At 43.2% G+C, this 13,241-nt stretch carries 10 protein-coding genes; 2 read left to right on the top strand and 8 right to left on the bottom strand.

Annotated elements, in window-relative coordinates; genetic code table 11:
• Positions 1–29: 29 nt before the first annotated feature.
• The 7 genes from JEZ96_RS06505 to JEZ96_RS06475 form a co-directional block, all read right to left on the bottom strand.
• Complete coding sequence (locus JEZ96_RS06505) at positions 30–704, bottom strand: DUF2982 domain-containing protein (RefSeq protein WP_014610228.1); 675 nt, start codon at positions 702–704, stop codon at positions 30–32.
• Between the two features lie 3 nt (positions 705–707).
• Complete coding sequence (locus tag JEZ96_RS06500) at positions 708–1,403, bottom strand: YdcF family protein (protein ID WP_025007458.1); 696 nt, start codon at positions 1,401–1,403, stop codon at positions 708–710.
• A 147-nt stretch (positions 1,404–1,550) separates the two neighbouring features.
• Complete coding sequence (gene mak / locus JEZ96_RS06495; RefSeq protein WP_061783476.1) at positions 1,551–2,468, bottom strand: fructokinase; 918 nt, start codon at positions 2,466–2,468, stop codon at positions 1,551–1,553.
• Between the two features lie 72 nt (positions 2,469–2,540).
• Positions 2,541–3,347 carry a 3'(2'),5'-bisphosphate nucleotidase CysQ gene (cysQ, locus tag JEZ96_RS06490; protein WP_025007457.1) on the bottom strand — a complete coding sequence of 269 codons (807 nt, stop codon included), beginning with the start codon at positions 3,345–3,347 and terminating at the stop codon, positions 2,541–2,543.
• A 108-nt stretch (positions 3,348–3,455) separates the two neighbouring features.
• Complete coding sequence (locus JEZ96_RS06485) at positions 3,456–4,211, bottom strand: phosphatase (RefSeq protein ID WP_128090126.1); 756 nt, start codon at positions 4,209–4,211, stop codon at positions 3,456–3,458.
• A 48-nt stretch (positions 4,212–4,259) separates the two neighbouring features.
• Positions 4,260–7,481 carry a DEAD/DEAH box helicase gene (locus tag JEZ96_RS06480; RefSeq protein WP_198779868.1) on the bottom strand — a complete coding sequence of 1,074 codons (3,222 nt, stop codon included), beginning with the start codon at positions 7,479–7,481 and terminating at the stop codon, positions 4,260–4,262.
• Between the two features lie 228 nt (positions 7,482–7,709).
• The gene (locus JEZ96_RS06475) at positions 7,710–9,533 is read right to left on the bottom strand and encodes a DUF885 domain-containing protein (protein ID WP_025007456.1); all 1,824 of its coding nucleotides are present in this window, start codon (positions 9,531–9,533) and stop codon (positions 7,710–7,712) included.
• 797 nt (positions 9,534–10,330) lie between these two features.
• Between JEZ96_RS06475 and cspE the strand changes: the two genes are divergently transcribed.
• Both cspE and dgcS read left to right on the top strand, forming a co-directional pair.
• Positions 10,331–10,540 carry a transcription antiterminator/RNA stability regulator CspE gene (cspE, locus tag JEZ96_RS06470; RefSeq protein WP_011790010.1) on the top strand — a complete coding sequence of 70 codons (210 nt, stop codon included), beginning with the start codon at positions 10,331–10,333 and terminating at the stop codon, positions 10,538–10,540.
• A 355-nt stretch (positions 10,541–10,895) separates the two neighbouring features.
• Positions 10,896–11,771, top strand: coding sequence for a diguanylate cyclase DgcS (gene dgcS / locus JEZ96_RS06465; protein ID WP_025007455.1), 876 nt, complete (start codon positions 10,896–10,898; stop codon positions 11,769–11,771).
• Between the two features lie 62 nt (positions 11,772–11,833).
• On the opposite strand, the gene tilS is transcribed toward dgcS, so the two are convergent.
• Positions 11,834–13,231 carry a tRNA lysidine(34) synthetase TilS gene (tilS, locus tag JEZ96_RS06460; RefSeq protein WP_198779867.1) on the bottom strand — a complete coding sequence of 466 codons (1,398 nt, stop codon included), beginning with the start codon at positions 13,229–13,231 and terminating at the stop codon, positions 11,834–11,836.
• Positions 13,232–13,241 lie beyond the last annotated feature (10 nt).

Here is a 13,241-nt window from a genome sequence, read left to right as displayed (position 1 = left end):
TCTCGTTTTAGTAGAGCCCTCAGACCTAACTATGATATCCCCTGTGCAATACGCTGCCTTAACAGTTTAATAAATTCTTTGGGGTCTCGGTCCAAACTGTCGTGGGGAATATAGAGGTGATAGCCTAAATGGGTATCAAGCATAACGCAGCGATGACCAAACATCGCCAGCACACCACGATATCTGTCCCCTTCAATCACTAAAGGACTAAATTCGGTACCAAGGTATGTCTCTAGGGTGGCAAGATCTTCCTGCTGAGAAGCCGCGGTCACTAATAATGGACGTTGCTCAGTCAATAATCCTGTCGCTAAGCGTAGGGATATGTTATCGAGAACCGGATTTAAGTGTTTTAATTTAATGCCTAAATAAGACAGTTCAATGGTGTTGAAACCTTGAGTCACACGAGGAATATCAAGACGCTGAATATTATCCCATGCGATGAACACTTTTCCGCGGCGATGAAAATAACTTAATCCTTTTTCATCTAAGCTTATCGTCGTTTCAGGCTCATAGACCTTCGCTAATCCCAAGATCAGTGCAATCGCCCCTAAACTGAAAAAAACTAGCCCTATTGCAAAAAATGTTGGGAAAAGGATGAATAACCCAAAGCCTAATATAAGAGAACAGGCGCCTCCCCAAGTGAGCGTTAACCCATTTCGCTTAGATAATGGTCGTACCAATACCACGTCAGACTCTGAGGTCATGTTTTATTCCTGTTTTATCCAAAGCCATAAACGGCCAATATATTCGTGGATGGCCCGCTGGGATGACACGAGATTATCGGCAGTCAGTCGCCACCAAAAATCATCCCGCGCCCTAAAATCCGTAGGAGCAGCACTGGCCAATAAGCCTTTCCCAATGAAAATAGCCATAGCCCTTGGCATATGAGATGCCGATGTGACCAAACGAAAAGATGAATCTCCAAGTTCCCACTTGAGATATTGCGCTTCTTCTAGGGTATCTCTCGCTAGCGGAAATTGAATAATTTTACTTTTATCAACCCCTAACTCCACTGCAGCCTTCGCCATCATTTCTGCATGGGAAATTTGGGTAAGTTCTCCTCCCCAGCCACTGACAATCAAAATACAATCCTGACCAAGCCCTAGCTGACGAATCCCCTCTGATAGTCTGGCTAACGCAACTGCCGATAAGGACTGTACTGCGGTTGCAGCTTGAATATCTGAGTGAGAAGAGCCTAACACCATGACAAAGCATTGACCGCTAATAGGCGCGGAATTAATGGGATAGATTGATTCTAGCGGGCGAACAAGTGTGCTTACGCTTAGTTGGCTACTTAAAAAGAGCAAAAGGATAAAAGCACTCGCCACTAAATATTTCGCCATAGTACGGCGCCAAATAAATAAAGAAACAAGCAATAACAGCAGGATAAAGGGAATAGGCATTATTCCCTGCGAGACCACTTTCTTAACCCAAAACATGAAGAACCATGCCAAATAACCCAAAGAAGCGCAATCATAGCATCAAAAGTGCCATAAACGCATCGCCCAGCATTTAGCTGGGCGATGGTATAAATAATCTGTTCGCAGGGATTATTTTTCCCACAACCAAGCGGCGCCTCGGACCCCTGACGAGCAACCATAAAGGTTTTGTAATACTGGTGTACGGCATTCTCGTCCAACCACGTAACGGGTTAGTAGTGCTGGCAATCGAGGATAAATCGCTTCAACATTCGACATGCCACCACCTAACACTATCGCGTCAGGGTCAAGTAAGTTAATGACATGGGCAAGAGCGCGCGCAAGCCTATCCACATAGCGTTCAAAGGCTGCCATCGCAATGATATCGCCTTTATCAACCAGAGCCATAATATCAGCACCCGATTTAGCCAAGGCCCCAGAATCACTCACAGCAATAAGCGCCGCATTGTAGTCACGCACAAAACCAGTTCCAGAGATAAAGGTTTCAATACAATCTGGATTACCACAAAAACAGCGGGTCGTATTGAACTCATCCTTTGTCATCCAAGGTAACGGATTATGGCCCCATTCGCCGCCAATTCCATTTCCACCCGCATGAACCTTACCGTTAATGGCAACACCAGCACCACAACCTGTACCAATGATCACGCCAAAAACCACAGACCTCCCTGCCGCCGCACCATCTATAGCTTCCGATATTGCAAAGCAATTGGCATCATTCGCAACCCTAACCTCACGCTCAAGCAATTCGACTAAATTCACATCGAGAGGGTGACCATTAATCCATGTCGAATTGGCATTTTTCACTAAACCTGAATAGGGAGAAATCACCCCTGGGATCCCAACGCCAACAGTGCCTTTCTCACCCAGCGTCGCCTCAGCTTCGTAAACTAGATCAGCAATGGCCCTAAGGGTGCCTTGATAGTCACGGGGGGTCGTAATACGTTTACGAAAAAGCTCATTGCCTTCTTCACTAAGGGCCACTAATTCTATTTTTGTTCCACCTAAATCCACGCCTATGCGTACCATAACAATGACTCCAGTGTGCCTCTTTTGCCTTATCGAGTTGATATATAACCATCACGCAATTCACCGATCTGGTTATCCTACCCAGCCCGGTGCTGTAGCAATAAAATAAGGGTTTAATATTTCCGATTTTTGATTATAAGTTAACGCATCATCTGAGCCGTAACGAACTACTTTCCCCCCAGCACTTTCCAGTACGGCCTGCGCCGCAGCCGTATCCCATTCACTGGTTGGGCCTAATCGAGGGTACAAATCGGCGTCACCTTGTGCCAATAGACAAAATTTGAGTGAGCTTCCTACACTGAGCATCTTATGCTCACCTAGCCGCGCTAAATATTCGGCGAGATCTGGACTTAAATGCGAACGACTACCCAAGATAATAGGCACATCGCGTTGACAGGTAACCCCAGCAAGGGGCTCCTCAACATCCTTTTTTTGCCGCCATGCGCCTAAATGTTTAGCGCCATAATAAAAGGTATTAAACACGGGGGCATAAACAACACCAGCAATTGCAATCCCTTGATGAATAAGCGCAATATTAACGGTGAACTCACCATTTCGCTTAATAAATTCTTTGGTGCCATCTAAAGGATCAATAAGCCAATAGCATTGCCATTGACGCCGCTCCTCCCATGGAATATCCGAAGCTTCTTCAGACATCACAGGGATACCAGCAAATCGCGCAGTAAGCGCTTGCACAATAATATGATGCGCAGCAACATCTGCCATCGTGATAGGACTATCATCTCCCTTATGGCTGACGACAACATCATCCTGTTCGTAAATCGCCATAATCGCATCACCCGCAGCCTTGGCGATATTAACAACCTCAAGCAAATCTTGCTTTGTGAGTGTCAGTGCAATTGCCCTTTTATCGATCACCACAATATCCTTCATTCCGCAAATATCTTGGCATTATGCCACTGTCATCAATTGAAAATTAAGAATAAATTAATCATTCACCAAGCTAAATCGACTAAGGCGGATGTGTTAAACCGCTTCATCAAATAAAGCCTGTAAATCAGCCACAGTGTGATGACCGCGTTGCGCTAGAAAGCCTAACAATACAGATGGACTACGGTCAAGTAGCTGAGATTTGGGATATCCTGCGGCATCAATGATGGCTAGGGCTCGTTCAAATCCCCCTAAGCTAAAAGCCACATGGGAGTCTGAGCCCATCACAAGAATGGTGCCAAACTCCTTCGCCGCTTTTGCAATCGCGGTGCAATTGGCTTCACTGCCCTTACGCGACACTTCAAAGGAAGAGTTATTGATTTCAAGGGCAACACCGTATTCGGCTGCCGCACGAGCAACAGCATCAATATCAATAGGATATGCTGGATTACCTGGGTGGGTAATGATATCGACCTTGCCACTCTTAATGGTATTAATCATGGCTTCGGTATGGGTTGCTTTATCCGAGGGTGGATAGACAGGCTCATGGAATCCCGCAAGCACGATATCAAGCTGCTTTAGATAATCCCCAAAGAAATCAATCTCGCCGTCGATATTTTTAATATTTGCCTCAATACCACGAAGGATCCCAACACCATCAACCATACGCGGCAGCACTCTTAAATTCACAAAATGCCAAAAATGCGGTGCATCTGCCATAGCGGGACCATGATCTGTCGTTGCAAATAGGCGGATCCCCTTTTGTTTCGCCACCGCTAAATAGTCATGAATCGTGCTATAGGCATGGGTCGATGCCACGGTATGTGTATGAGTGTCGACTTGGTACTGCATGGTTCACCTCAGTCAAATAATGCAATTATTAAAAGAAACGGGTCCGAATTAGCTAAAAAGCGATAACAGTTCATCGGCACTACCCTGCCATGTCCCTTTGCCTTTCCCTTCAAGAATACTGTCGGCCAAATTTTGCTTATGCTGCTGCATTTCTTGGATTTTTTCCTCAACAGTACCTTCAGCAATTAATTTATACACAAATACTGGCTTATCTTGACCAATACGATGTGCCCTATCTGTGGCTTGCTTTTCTGCGGCGGGGTTCCACCAAGGGTCGTAATGAATAACGGTATCGGCAGCCGTAAGATTTAGCCCAGTTCCCCCGGCCTTTAAACTGATTAAAAACACAGGTGTATCACCGTCTTGAAATCGATCAATCTGCGCTTGACGCCAACGGGTTTGTCCTGTCAGTTTACTGTAATCAATATTTAACGATTGCAGCTCTGCTTCAATCAAGGTCAACATGCTAGTGAACTGGCTGAATATCAATACCTTACGCCCTTCTTGCACCATCTCAGGCAAGTTTTGCTTAAGCCAATCCAGCTTAGCATTATTCTTTACTTTTTGTGCTTGCTCTAACTTGACTAAACGCGGATCACAGCAGGCCTGACGTAGCTTTAACAGCGCATCTAAAAATTCAATATGGCTACTGTTAACACCTTGGTTTGCAAATAGATCCCGCAGTTTTTTCTCCATGACTAAGCGAATACTCTCATAGAGATTACGCTGATCTTTCTCAAGTTCTAAGATTTGAGCGATTTCGGTTTTCGCCGGTAATTCACTGACGACTTCATCTTTTGTTCTACGCAGCACAAAAGGAGCAATACGCTGGCTCAATGCCCTTGCTTTATCTGTATCGCCATAACGCTCGATACTATGTCTAAAGGATTTGTTAAAAAAGGCATTTGTCCCTAAAAGCCCTGGCAAACAAAAATCCATCAAAGACTTAAGCTCACCTAAGTGATTTTCCAGTGGCGTTCCTGTTAAACATAACTTGAATGGGGAGCGTAACTCTTTAATTATTTGAGTCACTTTTGCTTGGGCATTTTTAATCTGCTGGGCTTCATCTAAGACAATATGTTCAAATATATGCGGCTGATAATATTCGCTATCACGCATCATTAACGGATAGGTCGTTACAACAACATCAAATTCATTTAAGCACTCAAGCAAGGGTTTACGGGCTGCACCATGGATCACCACCAGCTTTAATGAAGGGGCAAACTTCGTCGCCTCTTTGGCCCAGTTACCCACTAAACTCGTGGGACAAATGATTAAACTTGGTGAGGAACTCGCTCCCGTGGACTTAAGCGCTTGCTGCTTGAGTAAAAAGGCCAATGTTTGAATCGTTTTACCGAGTCCCATATCATCGGCCAAAATGCCACCAAGCTGATATTCCTTTAAAAAACAGAGCCAATTTAAACCTTGATGTTGATAATGTCGTAATTCAGCTTGTAATTGCTGAGGTAAATCCACCTCAACGACACCCTGAAATTGATCCAATTTTGCCGCCAGACTTCTCACCCGCTCACCATTTAATAAACGTATTTCACTCTCGACAAAATCATTCAGCAAATGGGCTCGATACTTTGGTAACGCAACACTGTGGCCTTTGTGACTCTCAAATAGTTCTAAAATAATGCTCACCAATGGTTTAATCACACTGGCTTTGACTTTTAACCAATCACCATTTGGGCTTGGGAGTAATAATTCAGCATCATCCGCAGGTTCCCCATGCTGTTTAAGCCAAGTGGCAATGAGGGGCAACATAGGAATACTTTGGCCATCAATATCCGCATTGAGAGATAGGGAAAACCAGCCTTCCTCTGAGTCATCAAGCTCAATAGCAAGAGGAGTATCAATCACATTTAAGCTAAAGTTTTCGGCATAACAGACTTGATACCCCAAGTCCTCTAAGGCCGGAATACAGAGCTCAATAAACCTTAACCACTTTTTAATGGCTTCAGGTAAAGGCCCTAAACTCCAAATACTACTTAGGCTATTGCTATTAGGGAAAAATGAGGGATCAAGTTCAGCAAATTCTAACGCCATCAAACGAGTAATCGCGTCTTTTTCCAACGCGACCTGCCGCATGACTTGGTATGTTTTGCCTCCCTGAGTGACTAAAGATAGCGGCTCATCAATATAACGCCCCCCAAGCACCACATCTTGATAAACATATTCCAGTAATACGAATGGTTGAGCCATCGCATGCTCAGGTAAGTCCAGTGACGTTAGCGTTAACCTTATCTGCAAAGGTGCCTGAAGTTCTACAAAATCAATCGGAAGAGGTGTGGGAACTACTTTGGCGGAGAAATGTTTTATCAGCTTATGACTCACCGTTTCTATCTGTGAACTTGGCACCGGAGGCATGTGATTTAACAACATTAACTTATCGATACTAATGTCTGTTTTTACAGCTCCTACCTTAAAGTAATCCAACTCAATATAAGCAGGTGGCGCGGTGGAGATCAGCTCCCAATTGTCCTTATTGGGCAACACCAACTGTATTTGTTTATGCTCACTATCAATATCACTCCAGACAAAAACAGGGCTTACAGCCTCCCCTTGACTCAGAGGAATACGGCTTTCTTCCCAAAAACAACGTTCGGTCGCAAGCATTCTCTCTAACGCGACCGCACCTAACTGCGCTTTTAAATAGAGACGTGAAGCACCGTGGCGACGGGTCGACATAACTAAGTTAAGAATAAGCGCATCATCAGAACCGATCCAAGCGGGCATAAAATATTGCACATCGGATAGCGCAACCTTTGACCCTTTGTTGTACCCACCTTTCTTAGCCAATTTGCCACGGCGAAATTCAACAAATACACCATTATCATCCTTCGAAAGCACATAGAGCACACGATCTTCATAAAGCGTATCAACGTCATAAAGTTTAAGATCGTCGGCTTCATCCAGTAAATGTAGCCATTGGGTGATACGTTGATCTTCCACCGTTTTATCACTGAGCAAACTGTAAAGTACGGCGGCAATATGTTTGCAATGCCCCGTTGCAGGACAGGAACAAAAACCGTTCATGATCAGCTTATGGTTAACGCTAACAAGACGGATATCTTGTCGATAAGGAGCACGTTCAGTACCGCTGACCAAACCTTCAATATGGCGAAAATCAGCGTTTGCTTTTACGTTTAATACCCGCCCTTTCATCACATAATCACGGGCTCGCATTAACGTCGGCGGCGTGAATAATGACTCAACGGAGGCTTGAGTCAATTGAATTGGCTCTTGGGGGGATAAACGATTCATCAGCAAAACCTTGAAACTAAAAATACCCGCAGACGGCATCACACTATTGTCTGCGAGCATTTATCAATGAGTGATTGGGATTGTATTGAAAGCGATTAGCGAAAGCCAGAATCGCACTCGCTTTACGCAAATCACATCATACCTGCAAGCGGTACAAAAAAACCACTTTGCAGGTGTTTCATGAAATAACCAAAGATATAAAGACTTTAAATAACAAACTATTACCTTCTACTTCTTACTTTGTATCTCCGCAATGTATCGATTCACCAGTTTATCCAGAATATCTAAAGGCACAGCGCCATTTTTAAGCACTACATCATGGAAATCTCGTAAATCGAATTTATCACCTAACGCCAACTTAGCCTTTTCCCTTAACTCAAGTATTTTCATCATCCCGACTTTGTAAGCCGTCGCTTGACCCGGCATGACAATATAACGCTCAATTTCAGCGGTCACATCATGGTCGGACATACCCGTATTTTTCTTCATATAGTCAATGGCTTGCTCACGTGTCCATCGGCTGTGGTGAATACCTGTATCCACGACTAAACGCACGGCCCTAAAGAGTTCTGCCTGCAAACGACCAATATTATCAAAGGGATCTTTCTGGAAGCCCAATTCCCAAGCTAAACGCTCACTATATAACGCCCAACCCTCGATATAGGCCGTAAAAGGCGCCATTTTACGGATAAGTGGCACACCTTCTAACTCCATTGCCACCGCAATTTGGAAATGATGCCCTGGAATACCTTCGTGATATGCCAACGTACGCATTCCATATTTGGGTGTTGCCTTAATATCATAGAGATTGGCGTAGAAACGCCCTGGGCGACTACCATCAATTGCAGGTTGCTGATAGTAAGCTCCCGGTGCCGTTTTCTCTTTAAATTCAGGAATACGCACAACCTCCATTCCCGCCTCTGGACGAATACGGAATGCACCATCTAATCCTGCGTTGATCTCATCAAGAATACTTTGATAATCCACTAAAATTTGCGCTCGTCCCGCATCGCTATCTTCATAATAAAATTTAGGATCAGCGGCAAGCGCCTCAATAGCAACCGAGAATCCTTGCTCCACATCGTAACCTTCATCGGCCAATATGGTCATAATTTCGCTCTGAATACGACTCACCTCCGCTAATCCTTTGGCATGGATCTCATCGGCGCTGTAATTGGTCGTAGTAAAAAACTTCAAAAGCTGTTCGTAGGCTACATCACCATCTGGCAACGCCCAATAACCATCGTTGGTGCCCGCTTTGGTTTGTAATTGAGTAAAATAATCAATAAATAACTGATAGGCAGGATACACAAATTCTTTAATATTGGTTTCGGCCCCAGCGAGTAAACGCTCTTGCTCACCCGCAGCAATATCTGTTTCGGCCAATTTGGTTTTAAAGGAGCTATAAAGAATATTCTCTGATACAGGGGCACGGACAAAGGCATTCATTTCAGTCAATACCCGTTCAATCACAAACTTAGGTGGGACAATACCTTTGTTTTCACGGATTTTTAAACCTTCGAGTGTCTGGCTAAACTTTGTTTTGACTTGTTGTAAACGAGATAAATAATTTTCACCATCTCCCACCGAATTAACTTGGTGCTGTGCCTGCATAAAACTAGGGTAGCCATTCTGCACACCAAATAACTGATTTAATGGATAGTTATGGTAACGATATGGCTCTGACGCTAACGCAAAATCAGCAAGATACAGGGCAATATCCTTAGAAATACGTTGATTATCATCTAAATCATCATCTTGGTAACTCAGCAGTGTTTCCCTAAGTTCACGTACCTTAGTAAAAACTTTATCCAATGCTTCAGGGCTACCATCATCCAATAACGCATTATGCCCTGTCACCCCAAAAGATTCTAAAAAGCCTAACGAAGTTAAGGTTTCAGGACTTTCAAAGGCCATTTTTACAACACTACGGTCTAAAAAAGCGCGAAAGAAAAAGGGCTTCTTGGCATACCATTCATGCGCAGCCAATCCCACTAACAGTAATACTAAAATTAAGCTACCGAGTCCGATTCGTTTCAATACTGTTTTCAATCTTAACGCTCCATTTATCATTAAATTAAAGTGTGGAAAACCGAGAGCCTTATACCAATCGTATTAAATATCTGTTCATTCAGCGGGAGTTCAACGCGCTTTAGACAAGGCGAAGGCTTGAAGGCATAGTGGTGCTCTGTCAAAAGCCTTAAACGCAGTATAAAGCGCGTTGAAACCCGCCCTTCGGGAGCCACACAGGCACCCCACTCCGATGTTGCATTGACTTAAAAGGGAATGACCATTTCTGCGTCAATGCGCCTTGGATTGAGATGCCTGTGAGGCTCTGAACTGATTAGATATTTAATGTGATTGGTATTATAGGCTGGACCAGAATAACACCGACACAATTGAGCAACAATTTAATAACGTAACGAATCATTGCAAGCAAATAGCAACTAAAACTAATAGCAACTATAAGCCGAAGCCAATACACCTCATCCATATGTATAAATAATTTTCCGAATCAAAACTCATTGAAATATCAATTATCTATATGAATAATTTGAGTTAAATCATGTTTCACTCCCAATGAGCTTTAAAAGTACGCACAGGGAAATGGCATAAACTAAAAATAAAGCTATACAAAAGGTCAGAGTATGTTAATCTGCACTCCGGCCTGTGATTCAGACCTATTTATAAGCAATATTATGTATTTGAAAACCTTCGCTGCACCCTGTAACTCGTTTGCTGTCATGAAGCTTTCCACTCATAACTTATCATCAATGTAAATAATTCTATTTCTGGCTAAGTTCCCGCATAATTGCGAATTATTTTGTTTGAAAATTTTGGAGACATTCATGTCTAAAACTACTGGTGTAGTTAAATGGTTTAACGAAGAAAAAGGTTTCGGTTTTATTTCTCCTGACAATGGTGGCGCTGACGCATTCGTTCATTTCCGCGCAATCGTTTCAGAAGGCTTTAAAACCCTTGGTGAAGGTCAAAAGGTTTCTTTTGATATCGAACAAGGCCAAAAAGGTCCTCAAGCTGCGAACGTTGTTGTTCTGTAATTAATTCCTATCTCGCAAGGGATAGATTAATCAGATAACAAATTGCAGAAAATGCCGACATTGCGTCGGCATTTTTATTGGTGTTTTATAAAAATATTAGCGAATAGACCTAATCATTCCGTTTCCACAATATCCACAATACGACACAAAATCCCTTCTCCTTATATCCACTCCTCAGCAAACACAGACCAGAGTCGACGACTGTCAAATTGCTGGCATATAAAAAATATAATCTCGAACTTACAACTTAACCAACTGATATAAAATGATAAATCACTCCACAAAATTACGGCATAAAATTTGCTTTAAATAATAAAAATGTCGTACCGCAATTCAGTTTGCTGGAGTAATAATGATGGACTTTGGTTTAGCAACAGTGTTGTACCCTGAGGAATACGGCTACCAAGCAGATATATACAGTCCAAATGCACCACCGTTGGATTTAGTTCAAGTGCTCCAACAGCTACATGCCAGTTTAGATCCTCGGACAGTCTTTGCCTGCTATGGCAAAATGCTGGAACAATACTTGCCTATTCAAGGAGTACGTCTACTCAGCAATGTGCATAAATTAACTTGGGGTAAACGTTACGGTATCAGTTTAAAACATCAATTGATTTGCAATGGTGTTTCGCTCAACATCCAATATCAATTACTCACGCCACTGACACCGTCACAATCGGCACTTTTACAAGAATTAGAGCCCTTATTACAACAACCACTAGCCAATGCCATCTTGTACCAAGAAATGTCAACGCAGGCGATGTTTGACTCGCTTACAGGCTTAGGTAATCGTCATTACTACAACCAAAGCCTTAAAAAGGCCATTGCTAGGGCTCATCGTAAACAAGGCGTAATATCATTAGTTGTGTTGGATTTAGATAACTTCAAACAACTCAACGATAAATTTGGCCATAAATGCGGTGACTATATTCTTAAAGAATTTGGTGACGTTATTCGCAACACGATCCGTAATACGGATCAGGCATTTCGCATTGGTGGTGATGAGTTTGTGGTTATCGTTCAAGGAACTATCCAAGCCGCAAGTTTATTATGCGAACGAATAGTCACAGGCACAAATCAGCATCATTGTTTTAATCAGTTTGGGGTAAGTTGTAGTTTAGGTGCAGCAGAGTCTAACGATATTCTAGAGGCTGAACAGCTGTATGAATTAGCCGATAAAGCCTTATATCAAGCTAAGGCATCAGGTCGCAATGGTTATAAACTAGGCTAAAAATAGTTATCTTAATCAATTTAGGGAGCAAATGCAGGGATGCCAAATCACCATAATTAACCTCATTGGTGCTGCAGCAACCCAACAGCCTCATCCTCTACACAAAATGCCCTTTCAATCCAAAGATCGAGTACCATGACCATCTGCTCGCCATAAAATACAAACCCCACCTGCCCTCGTAACCATGGCGGCACTGCGTATTCCTGCCAAAGTTTTTTAAGTTCACGTCCTTTACTGCGATTGTGGGGATGGCAACGAAGCTGCCCTGGTAATTGATAACGTACACTCACCACAGTATTCAATGGCGGAAGCTTGAGTCTTGGTCCTTGTTGACTTAATCCAAATTGAATATTTTTACCTTGGGGATCTGGGATGACTAAGGTTTCAATATCACCATTGATGAGCATGCTTAGGCTGCTTTCGGAAATATCAATACACTTCTTGGCATATTCAGCTGATGATTTTACATGCTTGGAATAATGCTCAAGATAAAGTTGATTGGCAAAACGGCGCAACGCACAATCGCCCACACGAATAAGCACTTTGGCATCATCTTTTGCATTAAGTAACTGATGAATAATTTGATTAAGTTGCACAAAAGAGGGTAATGCAAACCCCTGCGACTCGATAAATCCACGCAGTAATAGCGCTTGCCAGCTTGGTGTCAGAGTGTCAAATCCATTGAGGTTAAATACCGTCTGTTGGGTAAATTTTGCTTGCGTGAGCCAAGTGGGTAAACGGAGGCTGACCTCTGTATCAATGACAGTTTGTTGCTCAGCGCATAGGAAAGCACTGCGACTCGCAGTTGTGGCAATACTTGACCAACGAGCCTTAAGGCGAGGAATAATGTCTAAACGTAAAAAATTACGATCATACTTGTCATCCTGATTACTTTCATCTTCGATATGCACCAATCCATTAGCACTCGCATAAGCCTCAATATGCTCACGGCTCACATCCAATAAAGGTCGCACTTGAATGCCCTGCATTAACGGCTGGATCTGTCCCATCGCCGCTAATCCTTTTGGGCCTTGACCACGTTTAAGGGCGAGTAGAATCGTCTCGAGTTGATCGTCCTCATGGTGCGCGGTAAGCAGCAGATCATCTGAACCTACATGCTGCTCAATTGCCTGATAACGCATCCTGCGAGCTTCAGCCTCAATACTCATCCTTGGACCCTGCTTCACTTGAACATGCTCAATTATCGTGGGTAGACCATAATGTTGTCCCCGTGTAATGCAATGCTGTGCCCAAGCATCGGCATGTTGACTCAAACCATGGTGCACATAAACAAGTTGATATTGAAGCTCCCCATACTGTTTAGCATACTTGCTAAGGCAATAGGCAAGGACTTCTGAATCAACACCACCACTGTAAGCCAGCACTAACTTTCTACCCGCTTTCAATTTAAGTGAGTCTAAAAAAACACTGACATGGGTACAGAGATCGGGGACTGACATCCATTATCCT

Source organism: Shewanella putrefaciens (assembly GCF_016406325.1).
Classification (GTDB): domain Bacteria; phylum Pseudomonadota; class Gammaproteobacteria; order Enterobacterales; family Shewanellaceae; genus Shewanella; species Shewanella putrefaciens.
This window is presented reverse-complemented; position numbering and strand designations above follow the sequence as displayed.